Here is a 22,874-nt window from a genome sequence, read left to right as displayed (position 1 = left end):
GGAAATCAGGAACTGCTTGCGGCGACGGCGCGGGTGACCAGACTGTCTAGACACCCACGGGTATCCGGATCACCGAGCCAATGGGTCAATAGTTTTGTGGTAAGCGTTAGATCGCGTGCTGCCGAAAACAAATTTATTCACTCGAACGCTGATAAAACACGTAGTCATGCTTTCGAATGAAGATAATAGATTGCTTCCGAGGCCTTCATATTGGTATATGAGGATCTTCTAAAGGTGTTCACCGAGTACTAAATGAATGGAACCCCATATTTTTGGCATAAACAATTTAGATCGACCCACTAATTAAAAATCTAAAACCTGAAGTTTGCCAAGGCGGTGTACTTTTTTCGCCCCAAAATCTTCGACGCTAGTGATTTCTGACTGTGCAAGGCGATAGAACCCTTGCGTGGTTCGCACCCATCCCGAAGCTAAATTGAGACTCCAAATTAGAGAGGTATTTTCGTTTAGCCTCTCGCCGCTCTCAAGTGTTCCTTCCAATCTCCTCGACCGCGACCGAAGTAATTTCCAGTTTCTGATCAATGGTGCACGCTCAAGGTCTCCCTTGGTGGGCCTATCTTCGAACAGAATATCAACGTGATCCTCCGCCAAAGTGCGAAGCGCAAGCGGATTTGCGGCAAGGTGCTGAAAATAAGTTAGCATTGCATGTGCCTACGATAAAGGCGGCCAGACGGAGCGAAACTCACCCGGCAGCTCTTGACGAACGTGATATCGAAGGAACGGTATGCGGCTCCACTCGGGATCTCGTCCCCTCCTTTCCGCCTTAGCGGAAAGGAATGATCCCTTCAAGCGAAGGTTGACGTTTCTTTGGCCGCTACCCCTTCAGAAACCGAGCCGACGGAACTGCCGGTTTCCGGCGTTGAGGCGGGGTACGCCGATCGAATACGCAGTGTCCTGAATGGTGAAGCGCCGTACGTGTTCGCTCGGCGGGCCGGCATTGGCAAATCATATATGTACGAGGTTCTAGGAGGCACCAAAGCGCCATCGCTTGCATTTTTTTCCTCTATAGCGGAAACTGCCGGAGTGAGGTCGGATTGGCTGATTTCTGGCAGAGGAATGCCAAACGAGGGCTGGAACGGAAGGACGGCGTTGATCCCCCGCCTGGAGATCGGCACGAATGCTTCGCTGATCGACGGCGGCGACCAAGTGCTCGTCGAGATCGACCGTCTGGCTGGAATTTCTCCCGCGAAAGCGGCTGCCATCAGCGCTCCCGACAGCGGAATGGCGCCAATGATCGAGATTGGCGACGATCTGATTGTTGAGCTGGAGCCTTCCGGTATTGTGGACGGGCAGGTGTACTTAATTCGAAGTTCTGCGAGTTACATACTAAGAAAGCTGAAGACAATAGACGACAATAATATAATCATGATTTCGGGGTCAAATAGCCCGGCAAGCGTTTCGATCGAGACGTATTCGGCTGGAACTAACGAGATACATGCTCGAGTCGCGGCGATCTGGAAAAAGCTGCGCTAAGGTTCGTCTGGGTTCTGATCGGCTAAGACCGTGCATTGATCTGCAGGCTCGCGAGGACGGAAGGCATATTGCCCGCTGAAGTGAGCGGGTGATCATCTGTCGTATCAAAAACCAACGTTTTTGCGACGGTTGGTAAAGGTGGGCGTGTCACGTGGCAATTTGCCTGTCCTCTGTCTCAAAATTGGTCTTGAAACTAACGTCTCATAATCTCATGCTGGTGATGAGAAATGAGACCGTCAGATGCGCATTGGCTACGCTCGCGTATCAACTCTTGACCAGAATCCCGGCCTTCAGCTTGAGCGTCTGCGAGAGGCCGGATGCGAGCGCATCATCACCGAGAAGGCGTCCGGTGCTCGCACTGACCGGCCGGAGTTGATGCACTTGATGGGTGATATCCTGCGGAAAGGGGACACTCTGGTCGTCTGGAAGCTTGATCGGTTGGCTCGCTCCCTCAAGCAGCTCATCGACACAGCTGAGGATCTGAAGGGGCGCGGAATTGGCCTCGTATCCGTGACTGATTCCATCGACACCTCATCACCTGGCGGGATGCTCGTCTTTCACATGCTAGGAGCCATCGCCGAGTTCGAGCGGGAGCTGATCCGCGAGCGCACCACGGCAGGACTGGCAGAGGCACGCCGTAAGGGACGCGTAGGCGGCCGACCGAAGCTGATGGAACCGAAGGATGTAGGGGCCGCTCGTGCGTTGCTGGCGGATGGCTCTCTCACCTCGAAAGAAGTGGCAGCTCGCTTCAACGTCTCGAAGGCTACCCTCTACCGGCACCTCGCTGCTGGTGGTCGATAGCGTGCGCCGTGCGCCTCAGCTTTGCTTTGCGGCGGCTATTCAGCAGGACGAGCAGCGAGCCTTCGAAGCGGGCGATGCGTGCTGGGATCGTACCCCGCCGCTATGCGAACCATTTAAAGGCTTCTGACAACCTGCGCGGCATCGCCTGCGCAGAGGTGGGGGCTTGCCCCCATGGCAACCAACCGCCGGACGGTTGGGCTGGGGTCAAGGCCAGGGAGCGAAGCGTGCCTTGAGGCCAGCCCAGCCGTCTGGCTATCGGAACGCGCTCAAGTTCGATCTCGTTCTCATGCGGTCATTCGCCGCAGTTTGAAGCCCACGATGGCCGTTTGCGGCACGAGCAGGGAACGACCGTAAGCGGTAGGGCGACCACCGTGACCGTTGCGCTGAGGCAAATTGTTTACAATTTGCCTCAGCGCAACGCGGAAAGCCGTTCTATTTCAATGCTCTCTCTCTCAGTTGACGCTGGCAGGTGCGCATAACAATTTCTCGCCAAGGTGGCGTCCGACCACCGCAAGCCCGACGCCCTGTTCGTCATCACCCCCGCCATGGGGCCGGACTTCGTGGCGGCGCTGCCGATCGGCCGGTTCCACGGGGTCGGCCCGGTCACCGAGGCGAAGATGAAGCGGCTCGGGATCGAGACCGGGGCGGATCTCCGCGCCTGGACGCCGGAGCGCCTGCGCGAGACCTTCGGCTCCGCGGGCGCCTACTACCACGCGGTCGCCCGCGGGATCGACGCGCGGCCGGTCCGCGCCCACCGGGTGCGCAAGTCGATCGGGGCCGAGACCACCTTCTCGGACGACACCGCCGCCTTCGAGGTCCTGGCCGCCCGGCTGGCGCCGCTGTTCGACAAGGTCTGGGCGGGCGCCGACGCCAAGGGCATGCGCGCCCGGACCGTGACCCTGAAGCTCAAGTTCTCGGATTTCGCGCAGGTCACCCGAGCGAAGTCCCTCGCCGTGCCGGTGGCCGACCGGGCCGCCCTGGAGCGGATCGGCCTCGACCTGCTCGCCGGCCTGTTCCCCCTGCGCCGCAGCGCGCGGCTGATCGGGGTGTCGCTGTCGGGCTTCGCGCAGGACGCGCCGGAGGCGCCGCTCCAGCTCGGGCTGGCGCTCTGACACGGCCTCCGGGGCAGGCCCACGCTCCGTCATCACGGGCGCAGCGAAGTGGCCCCGGGCAGCAGGACATCGGTCAGCGTGGCGCTGGCCCTGGATCGCTTCGCTCCACTCGCAACGACGACGGTGGGGAAGCGATCAACCGGAAAGCGATGGAGCCGCCGCCGTCATGCACGACACGGCGCCTGTGCGGTTCCGCACGTCGGGAAGGCCGGGTCGATCGCAGAGCGGAGCGATCCGGTACGGATCAGGGTTTCTCGAGCCCGCGCGAACACAAGGACCCTGTCGATGCCGAAGCACGCCCGCCTGGCCCTGGCCGCCGCGCTTCTATCGGCCCTCGCGGCGGGCGCCGCCCGCGCGGACGGCACATCCGCTTTCGGGGCCGCCAACGCGGCCCAGCTCCGGGGCTACACCGCGAGCCCGGCCCAGGTCTACGTTCCGGCAGGCGGCCCGAGCGCCAAGCCCGCAGCCCCCGCACCGCAGCGGCCGAAGGCGCCGGCGCGCAGTCGCTGAGATCGACCCGGGCCGCACCGGCCCGGGCATCCGGTCACGCGTTCTCGGTCACGCGTTCTTGCGCGGCCGGTGGTCGGGGTCGACGCCGCCATCGAGCTTCGTCTCGTTGTCGACGTCGCCCTCGAAGGTCGAATCCGCCTGCAGATCCGCGGGGTCGGCGCCGCTCATCCCCTTCGAGGTGCCGATCCCGGGATTGCCCTTGAGGTCGGCGTCCGTGGGCGTGTCGGTCTTCGGGTGCTTGGATGACATGCAGGCTCCTGTCGGATGCTGATGTCGGGCCAACGCGTCGGCGCGGGGCCGGTCTCCCGCGCGGCGTGCGGCGGTTCGCCTCCCGGTCCCCGCACGCCCTCAAGCGATCTCCGCCGCGGCGATCCGGCGGACGCCCGCCGCCTCCATCCGCGCCCAGGCCCGCGCGAGCGACCCGTCCACGTCGATCCCGCGCACCGCGTCCGCCACCACGAGGACGTCGAACCCCGCGTCGCGCGCGTCGAGCGCGCTCCAGGCAACGCAGAAATCGGTGGCGAGGCCGCACACGGCGACGCGGGTGATGCCGCGCTCCCGGAGCGCCCCGGCGAGGCCGGTGCGCGTGGCCCGGTCGGCTTCCAGGAAGGCCGAGTAGCTGTCGACCCGCGGATCCAGCCCCTTGCGCACCACCAGGCTCGCCCGGTCGGTGGCGAGGTCCGGCGCGAAGGCGGCCCCGGGGCTGCCCTGGACGCAGTGGCGCGGCCACAGCACCTGCGGCCCGTAGGGCAGCGTCACGGTCTTGAACGGGGCCCGCCCCGGATGGGTCTCGGCGAAGGAGACGTGATCGGCCGGATGCCAGTCCTGCATCAGCACCACGTGCCGGAAGCGGTGCTGGAGGTCGTTGATCGGGCCGATCACCGCGTCGCCCCCCGGGACGGGGAGCGCCCCGCCCGGCAGGAAGTCGACCTGCACGTCGACGACGAGGAGCAGGTCGGCGTTGCCGGGCGTCACGGTCGGTCCCTACGGCAGCATCACGATCGAGCCGGTGGTCTCCCGGCCCGCGAGGTCGCGGTGTACCTGCTGCGCCTCGGCCAGCGGGTAGGTGGCGTTGACCGCGATCTTCACCGCGCCGTCGCGGACCACCTTGAACAGGCGAGCGGCCGCCTCCTCCAGGGTGGCGCGGCTCGACGAGAAGGTCGCGAGCGTCGGGCGCGTCACGTAGAGCGAGCCGCGCGGGGCCAGCAGGCCGAGGTCGAGCCCGGTGATCGCCCCGGAGGCCGAGCCGAAGCTCGCCAGCAGGCCGAGCGGCGCGAGGCTGTCCAGGGAGCCCATCAGGGTCGCCTGCCCGACGCCGTCGTAGACCACCGGCACGCCCTTGCCGCCGGTGATCTCGCGCACGCGCTTGGCCACGTCCTCCTCGCGGTAGAGGATGACGTGGTCGCAGCCGTTCTGCTTGGCGAGCTCCGCCTTCTCGGGGCTGCCGGCGGTGCCGATCACGGTGGCGCCGAGGTGCTTGGCCCACTGGCACGCGATCAGGCCGACGCCGCCGGCGGCGGCCTGCCACAGGATCGTGTCGCCGGGCTTCACCGCGTAGGTCCGGTGCAGCAGGTACTCGACGGTCAGGCCCTTGAGCATCATGGCGGCGGCGGTCTTCTCGTCGACCCCGTCGGGGATCGGCACGGCCGCCGAGGCCGGGATCACCGGCTCCTCGGCGTAGCAGCCGTCCGCCACCGAGCCGTAGGCGACCCGGTCGCCGGCCTTGAACTGGGTCACGCCCTCGCCCACCGCCGTGACGGTGCCGGCGCCCTCCTTGCCGGGGGTGTAGGGCATGTGCGGGGACTTGTAGGCGCCGGTGCGGAAGTAGATGTCGATGAAGTTGACGCCGATGGCGGCCTGCCTGACCCGGATCTGCCCGGGGCCCGGCTCGGCCAGGGGCACGTCCTCGAAGCGCATCACCTCGGGACCGCCGTACTCGTAGACCCGGATCGCCTTCGGCATCGTTGGACTCCCGCTCGCCGCCCCGTCCGGGGCGTTGCAGCCCGAGATAACGGACCGCCCGCCGGAGGCAATTCGTTTTTGGCCTCTCGCGCCCCGGTTGTAACCCGCCCGGCCGCGGCCCCGTTCTGGATCCGCCGGACCCGGACGCCTATCTAGGCCCTGCCATTCCCTGAGCCGAGGTCCGACATCCATGTCCGGCACCACCCGCACGAGCGCCGACCTCGATCCGCGCCGCCGCCGCCTCCTCTACCGCGCCTGGCACCGGGGCATCCGCGAGATGGACCTGATCATGGGCCGCTTCGCCGATGCCGAGATCGGCGACCTCTCGGAAGCGGAGCTCGACCAGTTCGAGGCGCTGATCGAGGTGCCGGACCGCGACCTGTTCAAGTGGCTGACCGGCGAGGTCGAGACGCCCACGAACTACGACACGTCGGTCTGGCGGCGGGTGCGGGCGTTCCACCGGCACGACGCGCCGATCCACTCCTGAGAGCGACCGGTCGAGAGAGCCCGCGATGGACGAACCGAAGCCCAACTACGACCACCCGGCCCGGTCGATCGCCACCGAGCTGGTGGTGCGCATCATGCTGGAGATGATGGAGCGCTCCGATCCGGCGCTCCGCGCCGAGATCCTGTGGCAGGCGACGGCGCGCGCCGCCGCGATGACCGACCACATGCCCAACGCGGACTTCTTCCGCGGCCGGGTCGAGGCGGCGCTGGCGGAGATCGTCGGGCCGGACGCCTGAGGGGCGTAAGCCGCGGGCTTCCGTCGCATCCGATCGGAGTTCTCGGCCGATGCCGCGCGCTCCGTCATCACGAGCGCAGCGACGTGACCCAGGGCAGCGCGACGTCCGAAGGTGCGGCGGCGCTGGATCGCTTCACTGCGCTCGCAAAGACGATGGGGCCGTCTCTTCCCCCCTGGGAGAGGCGATCCGCAAGGTGCTCTGGGCCCGGCCATGCGTGTCCCCGAAGCGCGGCCGAACAGCCGTTCCATGCCGCGGCAGAACCGCCATATAGGATGCGTTCAGCCGTGACCGCGGGGACGCTTTATCGCGGCGGCCCGATCGGCTAACGCCACCCGACCTCCTCCCCTGACGCGCCCGGCGGGATTTCCCGCGAAAGACCCGATGGCCAAGCCTCAGCCGAAGCCCCCCGCCGCCAAGCCGCAGGTCGCGCGCTTCGCGCTGCCGAAATCCTCCGCGCTCGCCCGGGCGATCGACGCCCTCAAGCGCGGCGACAGCCCGGTCCTGGCGAACGCCCCGGAGGGCTTCGACGCGCTGGCGCTCGCCGACCTCACCCGCGCCCTGGCGCCCACCGTCGACACGCCGGCGGTGCTGGTCCACGTGGCGCGCGATTCCGGGCGCTCGGCGGCCTTCCAGGCGGCCCTCGGCTTCGTCGCGCCCGAGATGGACGTGATGAGCCTGCCGGCCTGGGACTGCCAGCCCTACGACCGGGTCTCGCCGACGACGGCGGTCGCCGCCGCCCGGATGACGGCGCTCGCTCGCCTCGCCCGCACCCGCTCGGCCGAGGACCGCCCGCGCATCCTCTGCACCACGGTCAACGCCCTGGTGCAGCGGGTGCCGCCCCGCGCCCACATCGCCAAGGAGGCGTTCTCGGCGGCGATCGGCAACGTCGTGTCGATGGACGACGTGGTGGCCTGGGTCGAGGCCAACGGCTTCCTGCGCACCGGGACGGTGCGCGACACCGGCGAGTACGCGGTTCGCGGCGGCATCCTCGACCTGTCGCCCCCCGGCCTGCCGGCCCCGATCCGCCTCGACTTCTTCGGCGACACGCTGGAATCGATCCGCGCCTTCGACCCGGAGACGCAGCGCACCACCGGGCAGCTCCGCTCGCTCGACCTGATGCCGATGAGCGAGGTCCAGCTCACCACGGAGACCATCCGCCGCTTCCGCCAGAACTACATCCAGAGCTTCGGGGCGGCGACCCGGGACGACCGGCTCTACGAGACGGTGAGCGAGGGGCGGCGCTACGCCGGCCTCGAACACTGGATGCCGCTGTTCTACGACCACCTCGACACGCTGTTCGACTACCTCGGCGGCGTCCCGCTGGTCTTCGACCCGCAGGTGGAGGACGCTGCCGCCGAGCGGATCGCGCTCGTCCAGGACTATTACCAGGCCCGCGAGGGTGCGATGAAGACGCCGCAGCCCGGCGTCGCCCCCTACAAGCCGCTGCCGCCCCGCGCCCTCTACCTGACGCCGAACGAGCTGAAGGAGCGGATCGGCACCGCCACCGTGGCGCGGCTCACGCCCTTCGCGCAGCCCGAATCGTCCGAGCGCGCCGTCATCGATTGCGGCGCCAAGGCCGGACGGAGCTTCGCCCCCGAGCGGGCCGACGAGAATGCCAGCGTGTTCGACGCCGCGGTGGCGCATATCCGCGATCTCCAGGGATCCGGTCATCACGTGATCCTGGGAGCCTGGTCCGACGGGTCCCGCGACCGGCTCTGCGGCGTGCTCACCGACCACGGCCTGAGGAAGCCCGTGGCGATCACCCGGCTCACCGACGTCTACGCGCTCAAGCGCGGAACCGACGCGGCCGTGGCCGTCTGGGGCCTGGAGGCGGGCTTCACCGCGGGCGAACTCGCCGTCGTCTCCGAGGGCGATATCCTGGGCGACAGGCTGGTCCGCCAGAAGCGCAAGGCCAAGCGGCCCCAGGACGTGATCCTGGAGGTGCAGGCGCTCCAGCCCGGCGACCTCGTGGTCCACGCCGACCACGGCATCGGCCGGTTCGTGGGCCTCAAGACGATCCACGCCGCCGGCGCCCCGCACGACTGCCTGGAGCTGCAATACACCGGCGGCCTGCTGCTCCTGCCGGTGGAGAATATCGAGCTCCTGACCCGCTACGGCTCGGAGGATTCCGAGGTCGCCCTCGACCGGCTCGGCGGCGGCGCGTGGCAGGCCCGCAAGGCCAAGATGAAGCGCCGCATCCTCGAGATGGCGGGCGAGCTGATCAAGGTCGCGGCCCAGCGCTTCGTCCGGAAGGCCCCGTCCCTGCAGGCGCCCGAGGGGCTCTACGGCGAGTTCGCCGCCCGCTTCCCGTTCGAGGAGACCGAGGATCAGGCCAACGCCATCGACGCGGTGCTGGACGACCTCAATGCCGGCCGCCCGATGGACCGGCTGGTCTGCGGCGATGTCGGCTTCGGCAAGACCGAGGTGGCGCTCCGCGCCGCCTTCGCGGCGGCGATCTCCGGCAAGCAGGTGGCGGTGATCGTTCCGACCACGCTGCTGGCCCGCCAGCACTACCGGACCTTCGCCGAGCGCTTCAAAGGGCTGCCGGTCCAGGTGGCGCAGCTCTCCCGCTTCGTCTCGGCGGGGGAGATGAAGCAGACCCGCGCCGGGCTCATCGCCGGCACGGTCGACATCGTGGTCGGCACCCACGCCCTCTTGGCGAAGAACATCGCCTTCAAGGATCTCGGCCTGATCATCGTGGACGAGGAGCAGCATTTCGGCGTCGCCCACAAGGAGCGGCTGAAGGCGCTCCAGGCGGACGTCCACGTGCTGACGCTCTCGGCGACGCCGATCCCGCGCACGCTCCAGCTCGCCATGACGGGGGTTCGCGAGCTCTCGATCATCGCCACCCCGCCGGTCGACCGGCTGGTGGTGCGCACCTTCGTGACGCCGTTCGACCCGCTGACCATCCGCGAGGCCCTGCTGCGCGAGCGCTACCGCGGCGGCCAGTCCTTCTACGTCGTGCCGCGGATCGAGGATCTGGCCGAGGTCAAGAAATTCCTCGACGCCGAGATGCCCGAGATCAAGGTCGCGGTCGCCCACGGCCAGATGGCGGCCGGCCAGCTCGAGGACGTGATGACGGCCTTCTACGAGGGCAAGTTCGACGTCCTGCTCTCGACCACGATCGTGGAATCCGGCCTCGACATCCCCACCGCCAACACGCTGATCGTCCACCGGGCCGACATGTTCGGCCTCGCGCAGCTCTACCAGCTGCGCGGCCGGGTCGGGCGCTCGAAGGCGCGCGCCTACGCGCTGTTCACGACCCCGGCGAACCGCCAGCTCACCGCCCAGGCCGAGCAGCGCCTCAAGGTGCTCCAGAGCCTCGACACGTTGGGCGCGGGCTTCCAGCTCGCCTCCCACGACCTCGACATCCGCGGCGCCGGCAACCTGCTCGGCGACGCGCAGTCGGGCCACATCAAGGAGGTCGGCTACGAGCTCTACCAGCAGATGCTGGAGGACGCGGTGACGGCGCTCAAGGCCGGCATCGAGGACGTGCCCGAGGAGGCGTGGTCGCCGACCATCGCGCTCGGCGCGCCGGTCACGATCCCGGAGGATTACGTCGAGGATCTGGGCGTCCGGCTGGCGCTCTACCGGCGGCTCGCCACCCTCCAGGACGATTCCGAGATGGAGAGTTTCGGCGCCGAGATGATCGACCGGTTCGGGCCGCTGCCCCCGGAGGTGGAGCAGCTCCTCAAGATCGGCACGATCAAGATCCTGTGCCTCAAGGCGAACGTCGAGAAGGTCGAGGCCGGGCCGAAGGGTGTGGTGGTCCATTTCCGCGACCGCTCCTACGCCAACCCGCAGGGGCTCGTGGCCTTCGTCGCCGAGCAGGCGTCGTTCGCGAAGGTGCGGCCCGACATGAGCGTGGTGTTCGTGCGCGAGCTGAACACGGTCCCGGCCCGGCTCAAGACCGCCACCGAGGTGCTGCGCAGTCTCGTGAAGATCGCCGAGCGGGGGAAGAAGGCGGCGTGAGGGGCGGGGGCGTCGCGCCCCGGCGAGACCCCTCATCCTGCGGGGCGGCTTGAGGAGACGCGTGGATGGCAGACCCGGCGCCGATCACCGGCGCGCCCGAGCCGGTGAAGGCCGCGCCGGGCGCCTTCCTCACGCCCCTGTTCACCGACCGGCGCGTCGCCGCGGTGCTGGGGCTCGGCTTCGCGCAGGGTATCCCGTTCCTGCTCGTCTACGCGACGCAGTCGGCGTGGCTCGTCCAGGCGAAGGTGCCGCTCGCCACGATCGGGCTGATGAGCGAGCTCACCATCGCCTACAAGCTCAAGTTCCTCTGGGCCCCCTTCCTCGACCGCCACGACGCGCCGCTCATCGGCCGCTGGCTCGGGCGGCGCCGCGGCTGGATCGTCGCCACGCAGATCCTCGTCGCCCTGGCGCTGGCGGGCGTCGCCTTCGGCGACCCGGCCCACTGGCTCGCCTGGACGGTGGCGTTCTCCCTGGCGCTCGGCGTCGCGGGCGCCACCCAGGACGTGGTGATCGACGGCTGGCGCATCACCGCCGCGCCGCCCGAGCAGCAGGCGCTGATGTCGTCCTGGGCCGAGATCGGCTTCCGGATCGGCAACCTCGCGGCCGGCGCCGGCGCGCTCTATCTGTCCGACGCGTATGGCTGGCGCGTGGCCTACCTGTGCATGGCCGCGCTCATGGCGCCCGGCACGGTCGCGGCCCTTCTGGCGCCCGAACCCCCCGTCCCCGAGACCCCCGCTACCGGCGGCTTCGTCGAGACCGTCTGGGCGCCGATCCGCGACCTCCTCGCCCGGCTCGGGCCGCTCGCCCTGCCGGTGCTGGCGCTGGTCGCGGGCTTCCGGATGCCCGGCTACGTCTCGAACGCCATGGCGATCCCGCTGTTCAAGACGCTCGGCTACACCAACACCGACATCGCGACGGTGACGAAGTTGTTCGGCTTCTGGATCGCGCTCGGGGGCACCTTCCTGGCGAGCGCCATCATCCCGCGGATCGGCATGATGGCGAGCCTGCTCATCGGCACCGTGACGGCCTCGGCCTCGCACCTCGCGCTGGCCTACCTCGCCTGGCACGGCGGCCACGGCGGCGCGGCGTTCTGGACCTTCGCGCTGACCGTCGGGATCGACGGCTTCGCCTACGCCTTCGCGTCGATCGTGCTGATCACCTACATGTCGCGGCTCTCGGCCACCGCGCACGCGGCGAGCCAGTACGCCCTGCTGACCTCGCTCTGCGCCCTGCCCGGCAGCCTGCTCGCGGGGTTCTCGGGCTTCGTGATCGAGTGGACCGGGTTCGCGTGGTTCTTCGTCGGCACGTCCCTCATCGGCGTGCCGGTGGCCCTGCTCTGCCTGCTGGTCGCGCGCCGGCACGGGCCGATGGAGCCGGCGGCCGACGCGGCCGGGGACGCGCCGAATCGGGCCACCTGAGGCTGTGTCCCAACACGGGAACGCCCGCGGAAACTGTCTCTTTAGCGGGGATTAACCACAGCACGGCTTAATGGGGTGGACGGTTGATGTCCTCCCCAGACGGGTGACCCGGGCCACGTGCGCGAGAACGGCTCTCGCGGGCGAACGGCGGCGGCTGCCCAGGGGAAGCGCGTACGCGAGTTCCCGAATGGCCCAGGCTGCGTTGTCCCTCGCCGCGTTCCAGACCGCGTATCCGAGCGCGGAACCCCGGCGACCGGCGCCCCCGCGCCCCAGCTACGTCGAGACCGCCTACGACCCGGTCGTCCGCACCCGGGCGCCCTACCCGAGCGCCATGCGGCGCGCCCGTCGCCGCGCCCGGCTGACGACGCTCATCGCTCTCACCGGCGTGAGCCTCGCCGGCTGGGCCGTGTTCAGCCACCCGCAGGGGCCGGCCCGCCCCGAGGCGGAGTCCGTCGCGGCGGCCGGGCCGGCCGCCGTCCCGGTCCCGCAGGCCGCGGCGGCGCCGCGGCCGAGCCTCGCCTGGATGCTCGACCGGAGCCCGGCGCTGGGCGCCGGCACCGCCACGGCCTTCGGGGGCGAAACCCCGCCGGTCGCCGGCTTCCAGGTCGCCGCCGCCGCCCCGTCCCCGGCGGTCCGGGAGATCGCCCGGCAGGTCGCGCAGGCGGAGCGGGCGCGGGCCGCCCAGGTCCGGATGGCCCAGGCCAAAGCTGCAGAGAAAGTCGCCGAGAGAGTCGCGGACAGGACCGGCGAGAGGACCGGCGAGAAGGGGACGGGGGCGCCGGTCCGGATGGCCGCGGCCGAGCCCACGCCCGCCGCCCTCGCACCCGCCCCTGTTCCCGCCCTCGTGCCGCTGCCGGTGGCCCGCCCGCCCGAGCTGCGGCGCGCACCGGCGCCGCCCGCGCGGGTGGCGAGCCGCGCCCTGCCCCGGACCCGCGACGTGTTCCGCGCCGCGATGGCCGAGGAGCCGTCCTTCTTCGAGAAGCTGTTCGGCGTCGGCGCCGCGGCGCCGTCTCAGGACAGCCGCCAGGACAGCCGCCAGGAGCCCCGTCAGGCACTGGCCTATGCCAGCCCGGACGCCCTGCCGCAGGAGGCGCCGCGCACCCGGATCAGCCCGGAGCCCGATTCGGTGGCCGGAACGGCCGTCTACGACATCACCGCCCGCACGGTGACGCTGCCCTCCGGCGAGGTGCTGGAGGCCCATTCCGGCCTCGGCGAGCACATGGACAACCCGCGCTACGTCCACCTGCGCATGCGCGGCTCGACCCCGCCCGGCACCTACACGCTGACCGAGCGCGAGCGCCTGTTCCACGGGGTCCGGGCGATCCGGCTCAACCCGGTGGGCGGCAGCGCCGCGATCCACGGCCGCGACGGCCTGCTGGCCCACACCTACATGCTGCGGCAGCCCGGCGCCTCGAACGGCTGCGTCTCGTTCCGCGACTACAACCGCTTCCTGCAGGCCTTCCTGCGGGGCGAGGTCCGGCGCCTCGTGGTGGTGGCCGGCAGCGGCGACGGCGGCGGCATCCTCAACCGGATCGGCCTCGCCGGGCGCCGGGGCGGCCGGGGCTGAGGCTCCGCGGGCCCTGCAGCGCGCCGGGCCGGAAGCCCGAGCGTCACGAAAGTCCGAGATCACTTCCGCGCGGCGCGGCTTTACGCGCCCGCCCAAGCTGCCTTAACGGGGCTCAGACGCCAGCCCTGACAAGAGGCACCCGATGAAACTGCCCCGCCGCTTCTTCCAGCCCCTCGCCACCGGCGCGCCGGCCCCGTTCCGCGAACTGCCGGTGCGGCTGGAGCGGATGATCCACTTCGTGCCGCCCCACAACGACAAGGTCCGGGCCCGCGTGCCGGAGCTCGCCGAGACCGTCGACGTGGTGCTGGGCAACCTCGAGGACGCGGTCCCGGCCGACCAGAAGGAGGCGGCCCGCAAGGGCTTCGTCGCCATGGCCCAGGCCACCGATTTCGCCGCCACCGGCACCGGCCTCTGGACCCGGATCAACGCCCTCAACTCGCCCTGGATCTTGGACGACCTGTTCACGATCGTGGCCGAGGTCGGCGACAAGCTCGACGTCGTGATGGTGCCCAAGGTCGAGGGACCGTGGGACATCCACTACGTCGACCAGCTGCTCGCCCAGCTCGAGGCGCGCCACGGGGTGACGAAGCCGATCCTGGTCCACGCGATCCTGGAGACCGCCGAGGGCGTCGCCAACGTCGACGCGATCGCGTCGGCCTCGCCGCGGATGCACGGCATGAGCCTCGGGCCGGCGGACCTCGCGGCGTCGCGCGGCATGAAGACCACCCGGGTCGGCGGCGGCCACCCGGATTACCGGGTGCTCAGCGATCCCTCCGGCGATGCCCCCCGCGCCACCGCCCAGCAGGATCTCTGGCACTACACCATCGCCAGGATGGTGGACGCCTGCATGGCCAACGGCATCAAGGCCTTCTACGGCCCGTTCGGCGACTTCTCCGACGGCGACGCCTGCGAGGCGCAGTTCCGCAACGCCTTCCTGATGGGCTGCGCCGGCGCCTGGACGCTGCACCCGAGCCAGGTGGCGATCGCCAAGCGGGTCTTCGCGCCGGACCCGGCCGAGGTCGCCTTCGCGGCCCGGATCGTCGAGGCCATGCCGGACGGCACCGGCGCCGTGATGCTCGACGGCAAGATGCAGGACGACGCCACCTGGAAGCAGGCCAAGGTCATCGTGGACCTGGCGAAGCTCGTGGCCGCCAAGGACCCGGATCTGGCGGCGGTCTACAAGCTGGGGTGAGCGGGTTGCCGTTCGGGCTCCCGGACTCGGGCGTCGTGCGTGGCGCCGCGGCGACGGGACGAGGCGCGGGTCCCCTCTCCCGTGCGGGAGAGGGGGCCTGGAGCGAATGGCGAGACCGGGCTCGCCGTCCTTCCCGACCGTTGCAACATGGTCGGATACGGCTCTAGGGCGTCTCTGCAAACTCATGTGAGCCAGAGCATGGTCATGCCGAGGGTGACCATGGCGAGGTAGTTGGCAGCCCGCTTCTCGTAGCGGGTGGCGATGGAGCCAGAGCATGGTCATGCCGAGGGTGACCATGGCGAGGTAGTTGGCAGCCCGCTTCTCGTAGCGGGTGGCGATGCGGCGATACTGCTTGAGGCGGTTGATCAGCCGCTCGACCTTGTTGCGCTCGCGGTACGCGGCCTTGTCAAAGTCGGGCTGACGCGGCTGGTCCTTGCGGCTCGGGATGACCGGCTCGGTCCGACGCTGCCTGAGGCGACRACGCGCCGGCGGACTGGAGTAACCCCGGTCCCCTGCCGTCCTACGGGGCCGCAGGCGCGGGCGGCCTCGCCCCGAGCGCGGCACCGCGCCCTTGTCCATCAAGGCGTCCAGTGCGAACTGCTCGTGCCTTTCGCCGGCCGTCAGCACCGCCGCGATCGGCTTGCCGCCGCCCTCGGCGCGCAGATGAAGCTTGGTGGAGAACCCGCCCTGGCTGCGCCCGAGCGCTTCGCCCACGCCCTCGACGGTCGCCTCACCCCCCGATGGCGCCGGACCGGCGTGCCCCGGCGGCGTGCTGGTGGGCGCGCACCACCGTGGCGTCCACGAAGTGCAGGTCCCAGTCGAGGGCGCCGCGGGCGTCCGCCTGCGCCTGCAGGCGCTGCAGCACCCGGTCGAACACGCCGGCCTTGCGCCAGCGGTAGAACCGGCTCGACACCGTTCCGACCGCCCCGTAGCGGGCCGGCAGGTCCTCCCAGGGAGCACCGGTACGCAGGATCCAGAGCATGCCGTTGAGCACTTGGCGGTGATCCTCGGCGGGCCGGCCCGTGCGCGGCTTCTGCGCAGGCAGCAGCGGGGCGATCTGCTCCCACTGCGCGTCAGTCAGTTCAAAGCGTCGCATCAGGCCCACATGGGGCCGATCCCGCGGCCTGTGAACCCTTTGCAGAGACGCCCTAGNCGATCTGCTCCCACTGCGCGTCAGTCAGTTCAAAGCGTCGCATCAGGCCCACATGGGGCCGATCCCGCGGCCTGTGAACCCTTTGCAGAGACGCCCTAGCTGGAGTGGCCATCTGTTCGCCGGTGCGCGGGTTACGGCTGGTGCGGGCCTCATGCTCTCGGACGGAGAACGTGCCGAAGTCGCGCAGCTCGACCCGGTCGCCAGCCGCCAGCGCCGCAGCGATCCGATCAAGGATGGCGGCGACCACCACTTCGACGTCTTTCGCAATGAGGTGCGGGTTCTGTGCCGCGATGCGGGCGATCAAGTCGGATCGGATCATGCGCCAGGATTGCAGCCTCATTCACTGGACCGCAACCAGGTCGCGGCAGTGTCCCGGCCGAGCCGCGTTGCGTATTGGCTCGCGTTGATGATGTCGGCCGCTCCCCCGCCCGTGATTTCAGATCCCGGCGGGATCGAGCGGCCGACGGGTCATGGCGGCGTAGGATGGGCCGCCATGATGGCGGTGGCCAGCGCTATCCGGAACGCATTCTCCTGGTGGCCAGCTCACTCCATCCGTTCAAGGAGGACGTCGTGCCCACGATGGCTGCGATGTCGAGGCTGTGGCCGCTGGAGAAGAGGTAAGGGCCAGTGGCCGGATCCAACATGTAGGGGTCGATCGCCGCGACGATCTCCCGGCTGGTGATGACGCCCGCCTTGCGAAGGTTCGCGAGAGTCAAGGGACCGGACGTCATGGTCGCGCTAATCATTCCCTGACATCGACCTAACAGTGCCGCCTGGCGGACACGGACCGTTCCGGCGACATCAGTATGACAAGCCTCACCATCGATCCGCATGTTTCAGCACCATCGCAGGGCTGCCGAGGGGTAGCGGTCGACTTCGGCCCAAGCGACCCCGTGGGAAGTCTCGCGGGCGGTAGGTTTGGCCGAGCCATGCGGTGACGGTCTGCGGCCGGTCGGTATGACGAACGGAAGCGGAGCTTCTACACCGAGCCTGTCTTGGAGGCCCTGGCACTATAAGGACTATCTTTGTCGCCTCCGAAAGCGCAGGGTTCTGGTATCACCGGATCGGCTCAAACAGGCTTCGGTGGCTGAGGGCCTGTACCCCCGCCTGCAACGGACAGGCGAATTCTATGGCCGAGCTTCTTAAATTCCCTACACAACCGCGTTCGCATCACGCCGGACGGATCTATCAGGTCAACAAATTTGCCAAGAACGGCGGCATTTTGACATCACAATCCATTACGGCTCGCAACGACACTGATGCTAAACGAATAGCCCGGGGCCTGCGCGACGAGCATCGCACCGAAGTCTGGTCGACCAACCGCTTTGTCGCGCAATTCGGACCACTGAGCATCCCGGTTGCGACTTGGATCAAGGCGCTGGAAAAACGGCAGACGATTGACCTGTGGAAGCTTGGCCCAAAGACCAATACAGTGCCACTCCCAACCAAGGGCACCGCCTCAAGAGCCGTGAAGAATATCGGTTGCGACTGAGATGGTAATTGAAATCTGAGGCGGCCGATATGGCAGATCACAGCCGCCCGTTGATATGCCCGGTAATGCGAAAATTGATCATCATGATCGCCCGCATGTCTCAGTCCCCTGGGCTTCGGGACCATGGGCAGTTGATTGACCTACTTATGGACCTCGAAGCTGAAGCCATAGCCGAGGATGCTCCTGGGCGGACTGTGGAGGCTATCAGAGCCACGCGGTTGAAGCTGCGCATCGAGAGCCTGATACCGAGATTACCGAGTATCCGCGGACAATGAGCGGGGCTGGATAGCCATTTGATTGGCCAGTCTGGTGATCTCATCAAGCGCGATGCGGATATGATCCACCTGCACGAATATCGCCGCCGCGTCGAGCTTCGCAGCGGCGTCAGAGGACCACCATATGCCGTCGTCGACGAGGCGGATGAGGTCATTAAAGCGCTGATTTTGCAGCGCTAAGGCATCAATCGCGTCTTGACTGGTCACGGTATTACCTCCCACTTCTGCCGGTGACTATACGCCTTCAGGAGCAGGCGCGGGAGAATATCTCAGCACGAGCTATCTGCTGTAGCCGCCAATGCATCGACAGACATGCGATCCCCTAAATTTATAGCCAAGCCTACACCATTGGTCTCGACCAACCTTCACGCGTAGGGGCCACTAAACAGGTCGCCGAGCGCCTTCCGCTGGACCAGCATGCGCCAGCGCCGCCGCTGATGTTCTGGCCGGTCATGGATCATGTGACACCGCTGACAGAAGGCCGCGAGGTTGGCGTCCGCATTGTTCGAGGTGTCGTGGTCCCAATGTGCGGCGGCCAGGACCACCCGGGTCCGACGGGCGCGGCCGAGGATGTCAGCTTCCGCAGCGATCCGGATCCGACGGCCCCAGCCATCACGCCATCGGCCGGCATCCGCGTCCCACCAGCGGCCGTCGCCGAGGTGGTAGACCATCCGACCGTGCGGCCGCCCGCAGCCCTTACAGCAGCCTTTTGCCCGCCCGAACCGGATCACGGCCGAGAGCTGTGCCCAGTCGATCGGGTAGAAGAAGCGGTGCTCGGGCCGGATCGGCATGGAACCCTTTGTGCCACCGGTCCGCGATGAAGCGTAGCGGCAAAGTGGGGCAGCTTGGTTGCCGAAAGCTAAGCTACACGTGCAGATTTAAAATTGCACTCTCAGGTTGTATTTCTCTGATCACGAGATTGTAATTGTTGAACTAGAACGATAATTTCGGCCGCCGCAAAGCAGGTATTAGTATTGGGCGGGGCTTTAACCGATAATTAATGCTTGAGGGCAATTATATTGTATGCTTGCAATGCCCCAGTGAGACCGGTGTGGAGTGCACCCTATTTGACCGGACAGGCAGCGGGGCGGGTTTAGGCAGTCCGGCTGAGGTACTCTCGGGGCGAGAGCATGCGCAGGCCGGAGTGCGGGTGGAAGGTGTTGTAGTCCTCGAACCAAGCCGGCAGAAGCCGCATCACGGTCTCGGCGTCGACCAAGATGGCAAGGCGGGCATAGTCGCGCTTGAGCGTCTTCACGAACGCCTCCGCGATGCCGTTGCTCTGCGGCGAACGCACCGGGGTGAACAGCAGCCGTAGGCCGAGCGCGGCGGCCGTCTGCGCTGTCTCCTTGGCGATGTAGGCGGAGCCGTTGTCGGACAGCCACTCGACCGGGTGCGGGGTCTTCGTCGCGCCGAACCGGCGCTCGCAGCAGGCGATCATCATGTTGCAGACCATCTCGGCCGAGACGCCCGTCGTGGTCGCCGACCACGCGATGATCTCACGGTCGCACGCGTCGATGGCAAACAGCACGCGGACGACCGCACCGTCCCGGCAGCGCAGTTCGAGGTGATCCGAGCACCAGCGCACGTTCGAGCGTAACGCCACCACGGTGCCGTCGTGGGTGCGGCCGGGCCGCCGGGCGGTGTGCGGCGCGAGGGTGAGCCCGTTCGCCCGCAGGATGCGCAGCACCCGCTTGGCATTGACGCTCGCCTCGCCGCGCGAGTGCAGTGCCCGGTTGACCAGTGCGGTGACGCGGCGATAGCCGTAGCTTGGGCGGGCATCGACGATCGCGCGGATCGTCGGCAGCAGCTGCGCATCCTCGGGCTTGCGGTAGGGACCGCGCGGCTGGGCGGGGCGGCTCAGGCGCTCGGCCAGGTGGGAGCGGGCCACGCCGAGCGTGTCGGCGACCGCCTTCACCGCGAACCGCCCGTCGAACCGCCCCAGGAGCTGAGCGGCGAGGTCGGTTTTTTTGTGCGGGCGAGGTCGAGCGCCTCCTTCAGGATCTCGACCTCCATGGTCTTGCGCCCGAGCAGRCGTTCGAGGTCGCGCACGCGCCGCTCCAGCTCACGAACCCGGCTGGTGCCGACGACCTCCTCGTCGGCGTGCACGGCCTGATGGCCGCCCTCCAGCATGCGCCGCTTCCACGAGAACAGCAGGCTGGGCGAGAGGCCGTAGCGGCGGGCGACGAACGACACGGACGAGCCGGGCTGCTGGCTCTCCTCGACGAGNCATGCGCCGCTTCCACGAGAACAGCAGGCTGGGCGAGAGGCCGTAGCGGCGGGCGACGAACGACACGGACGAGCCGGGCTGCTGGCTCTCCTCGACGAGGCGGATCTTCTCGGTGGTAGACCAGCGCCGTCGACGCTGAACGCCGGACAGGATCTCGCCGTGCACCGGTGGGGCGGTCGGATCGGATGACATAGCCTTACCCATAGGCCAACGCCTATGCCTTCGTGAGCTATGCCGCCTGTCCGGTCAAAACGGGGTGCNGCACCGGTGGGGCGGTCGGATCGGATGACATAGCCTTACCCATAGGCCAACGCCTATGCCTTCGTGAGCTATGCCGCCTGTCCGGTCAAAACGGGGTGCAGTTCACGGTGGCTGATCACGCCGTTGCCCGTTGATCCATCCGAACAACAAGAAAAAATAGCTTTGGGAGGAGTACTATCATGTTCGGCGGAACCCGCGGGGCTGCGGATCAAGCAGCCAAACTCGACGCGCTCGATCGCTCGCAAGCGGTAATCGAGTTCCAGCCTGATGGTACGATCCTCACGGCCAACGCCAATTTCCTCACAGGCATGGGCTACACCCTACCCGAGGTGCGCGGCCAGCATCACGCCTTGTTCGTGGAACCGGACTATCGCGATAGCGCCGAGTACCGCGCCTTCTGGGACGCCTTACGTCAGGGCAGATTTCAGACCGCCGAGTTCAAGCGACTTGCCAAGGGTGGTCGGCATGTCTGGATCCAGGCGAGCTACAACCCTGTGCTCGACCGCTCAGGTCGTGTCGTGAAGGTCGTCAAGTTCGCCACCGACGTTACGGCGCAGAAGCTGCGCATGCTCGACCTTGAGGGCCAGATCGCCGCTCTGCATCGCTCGCAGGCTGTCATCGAGTTCGACCCCGGTGGCACGATCGTCGATGCCAATCAAAACTTCCTCGACGCGATGGGGTATCGCCTGGAGGAGATCCGTGGCCGGCACCATAGCCTGTTCGTGGATGCCACCGAGCAGGCAGGGGTTGGCTACCGCGAGTTCTGGGAGCGCCTAGGCCGGGGCGAGTTCGCGGGCGGCGAGTTCCGTCGCATCGCCAAGGGCGGTCGCGACGTCTGGATCCAGGCGACCTACAACCCAATCCTCGACGCCAGCGGCTGCGTCTTGAAGGTGGTCAAGTTCGCCGCCGACATCACCGCGCAGGTCCAGGAGCGCCACCGGCGCGTCGCGGCGCAGCGGGCTGGCGCCCTCGACGCGATCGGCACCGCCGTCGAGGGCGCCAGCCGCCGGACCGCGGAGGCCGTCGACCTCGCCGGGCGGGTGTCCGGCGATATTCAGAGCGTGGCCTCCGGCGCCGAGGAGCTGTCGGCCTCGGTGGGCGAGATCAGCCAGCAGGTCAGCCACGCGGCGCGGATGGCCGGCGAGGCCGTCGAGCAGGCCCGGCACACCAGCACCATCGTCGAGGGCCTGAGCGGGCAGGCGGCGCAGATCAATCCGACGGCCTCGTGGAGCTGGAGGATGACCGGACCGAGGTCNCCAGACCAACCTGCTCGCGCTCAACGCCACGATCGAGGCGGCCCGGGCGGGCCTCGCCGGCAAGGGCTTCGCGGTCGTGGCGTCGGAGGTGAAGGCGCTCGCCGAGCAGACTGCCAAAGCCACGGATCAGATCCGCGACCAGATCACGACCACGCAGACGACTACGCGCGAGGCTGTGTCGGCGATTGGCTCGATCCAGGGCACGATCCGGGCGCTCGACGAGATCTCGGCGGCGATCGCGGCCGCCGTCGAGGAGCAGTCGGCGGTGACTCAGGAAATCTCCGGCAGCATGCACACGGCCGCGCGTGGGGTCGGGACCATCGCGGGCGGCATGGCGGCGATCGCGCAGGCCAACGAGCAGGTCGACGCGGCCACCCGCCAGGTTCGCGAAGCCGCGCGCGCCGTCGGCTGATGAGCCGAAAACCTTGAGCGTCCGCGGCTGGCTTCTAATAGCGTGAAGCTAGATGGATCCTTGCCCCGCTAAAAGGCTCAGCCGATCGCCCAGAACAACGGGAGCGCACCAGCCAGGAACAGGGCCGATGACAGGAGCACGGCGAGGGGCTCGCGGTGATGGAGAACGAAGGCGTGAGGGCTGGCGAACATGGCGAGGCCGGATCGGGAGAGAGGTCAGCACGCTCGCTCCTGAACCTTGACGGATCAGGGGCAGTTCGCGCCGTCCACAGGCGATGGCTGATCCCTGTCGCCACCGGGCCACATCCTTTTGGATGTACTTGGGCGCACCTCGCGGAGGCGGCGCCGAGCGTAGCCCTTCTGCAAGGCCGCTATCGCCCCTCTGCGGCCCGATCCAGCGGCGCAGTGACCCTACGGGTTGCTGCGCCGTTGTCGTTCAGGGCTGCCCGTAGAGCTGACGGCACTCTTTGCGGGCGACCTCGATCCGGCGGTCGAGGTACGCCGCGAGGTCGGCCAAGGCGACGCCCTTGGCCGATTTCTGGCTGGCGTCGATCCGCACGATCGGCAGGTTCAGCTTGCCTTCACTGACACGGCGCAGCAGGTGCTCCTGCGACATCCCATCGAAGAAATCCTCCCGCACGCGATCTAGCGGGATGACGACCCGCGGGCCGTACTGCTCCCGCAGGAGGGCGACCGTCGTCGGCTGCGCAGGGTCGGGCGCTCGCATGCTACGGGCCTTCATGGTGTTCTCCGCGGGGTGAGCCTCTTAGCGCTTCCGCGTGATGTTCACGGCTGCAAGCCGATCGTTTGCCTCCGCTTCATCTAGGATCCGTTTCGACCTCAAGGGTTGCTGCGTCGTTGTCATTCCGGGTCCTTGCCCGAGAAGGCGGAAGCACCAGGAACGGCGTGACAGTTGACACTGGCCCAAAAGGCGCGGGCCGAGCCCTCAGGGGGCCGGCCCGCTTGCCGTTCGGTTTCGCCTGTCAGAAGCCGTAGCGACGCCGTAGGGTACTCACAGGGGAGCGGCAGAC

The 22,874-nt window shown here is 68.0% G+C and carries 20 protein-coding genes and 5 pseudogenes; 13 read left to right on the top strand and 12 right to left on the bottom strand.

Going from position 1 to position 22,874, the window contains the following annotated elements; translation table 11 throughout:
• Positions 1-825 precede the first annotated feature (825 nt).
• The 4 genes from ASG32_RS33675 (at position 826) to ASG32_RS04485 (ending at position 3,914) form a co-directional block, all read left to right on the top strand.
• The gene (locus tag ASG32_RS33675; protein ID WP_157861897.1) at positions 826-1,491 is read left to right on the top strand and encodes a hypothetical protein; all 666 of its coding nucleotides are present in this window, start codon (positions 826-828) and stop codon (positions 1,489-1,491) included.
• Between the two features lie 240 nt (positions 1,492-1,731).
• Complete coding sequence (locus ASG32_RS04495) at positions 1,732-2,292, top strand: recombinase family protein (RefSeq protein ID WP_056523033.1); 561 nt, start codon at positions 1,732-1,734, stop codon at positions 2,290-2,292.
• 494 nt (positions 2,293-2,786) lie between these two features.
• Positions 2,787-3,404 carry a hypothetical protein gene (locus tag ASG32_RS04490; protein ID WP_244491803.1) on the top strand — a complete coding sequence of 206 codons (618 nt, stop codon included), beginning with the start codon at positions 2,787-2,789 and terminating at the stop codon, positions 3,402-3,404.
• Positions 3,405-3,689: 285 nt separating this feature from the next.
• A complete protein-coding gene (locus ASG32_RS04485; protein ID WP_056523030.1) occupies positions 3,690-3,914 on the top strand; it encodes a hypothetical protein in 225 nt (74 codons plus the stop codon).
• 48 nt (positions 3,915-3,962) lie between these two features.
• On the opposite strand, the gene ASG32_RS04480 is transcribed toward ASG32_RS04485, so the two are convergent.
• The 3 genes from ASG32_RS04480 to ASG32_RS04470 all read right to left on the bottom strand — a co-directional run bounded on the left by ASG32_RS04480 (position 3,963) and on the right by ASG32_RS04470 (position 5,876).
• Positions 3,963-4,163, bottom strand: coding sequence for a hypothetical protein (locus tag ASG32_RS04480; RefSeq protein WP_056523028.1), 201 nt, complete (start codon positions 4,161-4,163; stop codon positions 3,963-3,965).
• 99 nt (positions 4,164-4,262) lie between these two features.
• Positions 4,263-4,889 (bottom strand): bifunctional nicotinamidase/pyrazinamidase, encoded by a 627-nt coding sequence (gene pncA / locus ASG32_RS04475; RefSeq protein ID WP_056523026.1) that lies wholly within the window; start codon positions 4,887-4,889, stop codon positions 4,263-4,265.
• A 9-nt stretch (positions 4,890-4,898) separates the two neighbouring features.
• Positions 4,899-5,876: a quinone oxidoreductase gene (locus tag ASG32_RS04470; protein ID WP_056523022.1), complete on the bottom strand. Its 978-nt coding sequence runs from the start codon at positions 5,874-5,876 to the stop codon at positions 4,899-4,901.
• 190 nt (positions 5,877-6,066) lie between these two features.
• Here ASG32_RS04470 and ASG32_RS04465 point away from each other — a divergent pair, with 190 nt between their 5' ends.
• The 6 genes from ASG32_RS04465 to ASG32_RS04440 all read left to right on the top strand — a co-directional run bounded on the left by ASG32_RS04465 (position 6,067) and on the right by ASG32_RS04440 (position 14,768).
• Entirely contained in the window at positions 6,067-6,363 is a 297-nt protein-coding gene (locus ASG32_RS04465; protein WP_020093288.1) for a succinate dehydrogenase assembly factor 2, read from the top strand.
• A 25-nt stretch (positions 6,364-6,388) separates the two neighbouring features.
• Complete coding sequence (locus tag ASG32_RS04460; RefSeq protein ID WP_056523020.1) at positions 6,389-6,619, top strand: hypothetical protein; 231 nt, start codon at positions 6,389-6,391, stop codon at positions 6,617-6,619.
• Between the two features lie 381 nt (positions 6,620-7,000).
• Positions 7,001-10,591 (top strand): transcription-repair coupling factor, encoded by a 3,591-nt coding sequence (mfd, locus tag ASG32_RS04455; protein WP_056523017.1) that lies wholly within the window; start codon positions 7,001-7,003, stop codon positions 10,589-10,591.
• Positions 10,592-10,656: 65 nt separating this feature from the next.
• Positions 10,657-12,009 carry an MFS transporter gene (locus ASG32_RS04450; RefSeq protein WP_020093285.1) on the top strand — a complete coding sequence of 451 codons (1,353 nt, stop codon included), beginning with the start codon at positions 10,657-10,659 and terminating at the stop codon, positions 12,007-12,009.
• Between the two features lie 187 nt (positions 12,010-12,196).
• Positions 12,197-13,576 (top strand): DUF2778 domain-containing protein, encoded by a 1,380-nt coding sequence (locus ASG32_RS04445; RefSeq protein ID WP_056523015.1) that lies wholly within the window; start codon positions 12,197-12,199, stop codon positions 13,574-13,576.
• Between the two features lie 142 nt (positions 13,577-13,718).
• Positions 13,719-14,768: a CoA ester lyase gene (locus tag ASG32_RS04440; RefSeq protein WP_056523013.1), complete on the top strand. Its 1,050-nt coding sequence runs from the start codon at positions 13,719-13,721 to the stop codon at positions 14,766-14,768.
• Positions 14,769-15,032: 264 nt separating this feature from the next.
• Here ASG32_RS04440 and ASG32_RS32140 read toward each other — a convergent pair.
• From ASG32_RS32140 to ASG32_RS04425, 3 genes and pseudogenes are all read right to left on the bottom strand, one after another.
• Positions 15,033-15,864, bottom strand: a pseudogene (locus tag ASG32_RS32140) (IS5-like element ISMra2 family transposase); the annotation flags it as partial.
• A 139-nt stretch (positions 15,865-16,003) separates the two neighbouring features.
• Positions 16,004-16,240, bottom strand: a pseudogene (locus ASG32_RS04430) (HU family DNA-binding protein); the annotation flags it as partial.
• A 193-nt stretch (positions 16,241-16,433) separates the two neighbouring features.
• The gene (locus tag ASG32_RS04425) at positions 16,434-16,667 is read right to left on the bottom strand and encodes a hypothetical protein (RefSeq protein WP_244491801.1); all 234 of its coding nucleotides are present in this window, start codon (positions 16,665-16,667) and stop codon (positions 16,434-16,436) included.
• 383 nt (positions 16,668-17,050) lie between these two features.
• Here ASG32_RS04425 and ASG32_RS32135 point away from each other — a divergent pair, with 383 nt between their 5' ends.
• On the top strand, positions 17,051-17,413 hold the full coding sequence (locus ASG32_RS32135; protein ID WP_199866080.1) for a hypothetical protein: 363 nt from the start codon (positions 17,051-17,053) through the stop codon (positions 17,411-17,413).
• 251 nt (positions 17,414-17,664) lie between these two features.
• On the opposite strand, the gene ASG32_RS33670 is transcribed toward ASG32_RS32135, so the two are convergent.
• From ASG32_RS33670 to ASG32_RS34905, 5 genes and pseudogenes are all read right to left on the bottom strand, one after another.
• The gene (locus ASG32_RS33670; protein ID WP_056523008.1) at positions 17,665-17,895 is read right to left on the bottom strand and encodes a hypothetical protein; all 231 of its coding nucleotides are present in this window, start codon (positions 17,893-17,895) and stop codon (positions 17,665-17,667) included.
• Between the two features lie 158 nt (positions 17,896-18,053).
• Positions 18,054-18,479, bottom strand: coding sequence for a hypothetical protein (locus ASG32_RS04415; RefSeq protein WP_056523006.1), 426 nt, complete (start codon positions 18,477-18,479; stop codon positions 18,054-18,056).
• Positions 18,480-18,781: 302 nt separating this feature from the next.
• Positions 18,782-19,642 (bottom strand): annotated as a pseudogene (locus tag ASG32_RS32125) (IS3 family transposase); the annotation flags it as partial.
• Positions 19,600-19,881 (bottom strand): transposase, encoded by a 282-nt coding sequence (locus ASG32_RS35755; protein ID WP_348271882.1) that lies wholly within the window; start codon positions 19,879-19,881, stop codon positions 19,600-19,602. The gene ASG32_RS35755 and the pseudogene ASG32_RS32125, both read right to left, overlap by 43 nt.
• A 34-nt stretch (positions 19,882-19,915) precedes the next feature.
• Positions 19,916-20,041 (bottom strand): annotated as a pseudogene (locus tag ASG32_RS34905) (transposase); the annotation flags it as partial.
• Between the two features lie 314 nt (positions 20,042-20,355).
• Here ASG32_RS34905 and ASG32_RS04400 point away from each other — a divergent pair.
• A pseudogene (locus tag ASG32_RS04400) lies at positions 20,356-21,431 on the top strand (PAS domain-containing protein); the annotation flags it as partial.
• 1 nt (position 21,432) lies between these two features.
• The coding region (locus ASG32_RS34900) for a methyl-accepting chemotaxis protein (RefSeq protein ID WP_244491799.1) at positions 21,433-21,844 on the top strand (412 nt) is incomplete at its 5' end.
• Positions 21,845-22,279: 435 nt separating this feature from the next.
• Here ASG32_RS34900 and ASG32_RS04395 read toward each other — a convergent pair.
• Entirely contained in the window at positions 22,280-22,585 is a 306-nt protein-coding gene (locus ASG32_RS04395) for a pyocin activator PrtN family protein (RefSeq protein WP_056523001.1), read from the bottom strand.
• Between the last annotated feature and the right edge of the window lie 289 nt (positions 22,586-22,874).

Origin of the sequence: Methylobacterium sp. Leaf361, from assembly GCF_001424445.1 — a bacterium.
GTDB lineage: Bacteria > Pseudomonadota > Alphaproteobacteria > Rhizobiales > Beijerinckiaceae > Methylobacterium.
Note: the sequence above shows the minus strand (reverse complement) of the source record. Positions and strands in the feature narration are given on the sequence as shown.

What these genes read in the sequence shown, in the direction of transcription:
- mfd (WP_056523017.1), top strand. Translation starts at nt 7,001, where the DNA reads ATGGCCAAGCCTCAGCCGAAGCCCCCCGCCGCCAAGCCGCAGGTCGCG.
- ASG32_RS04450 (WP_020093285.1), top strand. Translation starts at nt 10,657, where the DNA reads ATGGCAGACCCGGCGCCGATCACCGGCGCGCCCGAGCCGGTGAAGGCC.
- ASG32_RS04470 (WP_056523022.1), bottom strand. Translation starts at nt 5,876, where the DNA reads ATGCCGAAGGCGATCCGGGTCTACGAGTACGGCGGTCCCGAGGTGATG.
- ASG32_RS04485 (WP_056523030.1), top strand. Translation starts at nt 3,690, where the DNA reads ATGCCGAAGCACGCCCGCCTGGCCCTGGCCGCCGCGCTTCTATCGGCC.
- ASG32_RS04465 (WP_020093288.1), top strand. Translation starts at nt 6,067, where the DNA reads ATGTCCGGCACCACCCGCACGAGCGCCGACCTCGATCCGCGCCGCCGC.
- ASG32_RS04395 (WP_056523001.1), bottom strand. Translation starts at nt 22,585, where the DNA reads ATGAAGGCCCGTAGCATGCGAGCGCCCGACCCTGCGCAGCCGACGACG.
- ASG32_RS04460 (WP_056523020.1), top strand. Translation starts at nt 6,389, where the DNA reads ATGGACGAACCGAAGCCCAACTACGACCACCCGGCCCGGTCGATCGCC.
- ASG32_RS04425 (WP_244491801.1), bottom strand. Translation starts at nt 16,667, where the DNA reads ATGATTAGCGCGACCATGACGTCCGGTCCCTTGACTCTCGCGAACCTT.
- ASG32_RS04480 (WP_056523028.1), bottom strand. Translation starts at nt 4,163, where the DNA reads ATGTCATCCAAGCACCCGAAGACCGACACGCCCACGGACGCCGACCTC.
- ASG32_RS04440 (WP_056523013.1), top strand. Translation starts at nt 13,719, where the DNA reads ATGAAACTGCCCCGCCGCTTCTTCCAGCCCCTCGCCACCGGCGCGCCG.
- ASG32_RS04495 (WP_056523033.1), top strand. Translation starts at nt 1,732, where the DNA reads ATGCGCATTGGCTACGCTCGCGTATCAACTCTTGACCAGAATCCCGGC.
- ASG32_RS04445 (WP_056523015.1), top strand. Translation starts at nt 12,197, where the DNA reads ATGGCCCAGGCTGCGTTGTCCCTCGCCGCGTTCCAGACCGCGTATCCG.
- ASG32_RS04415 (WP_056523006.1), bottom strand. Translation starts at nt 18,479, where the DNA reads ATGCCGATCCGGCCCGAGCACCGCTTCTTCTACCCGATCGACTGGGCA.
- ASG32_RS32135 (WP_199866080.1), top strand. Translation starts at nt 17,051, where the DNA reads ATGGCCGAGCTTCTTAAATTCCCTACACAACCGCGTTCGCATCACGCC.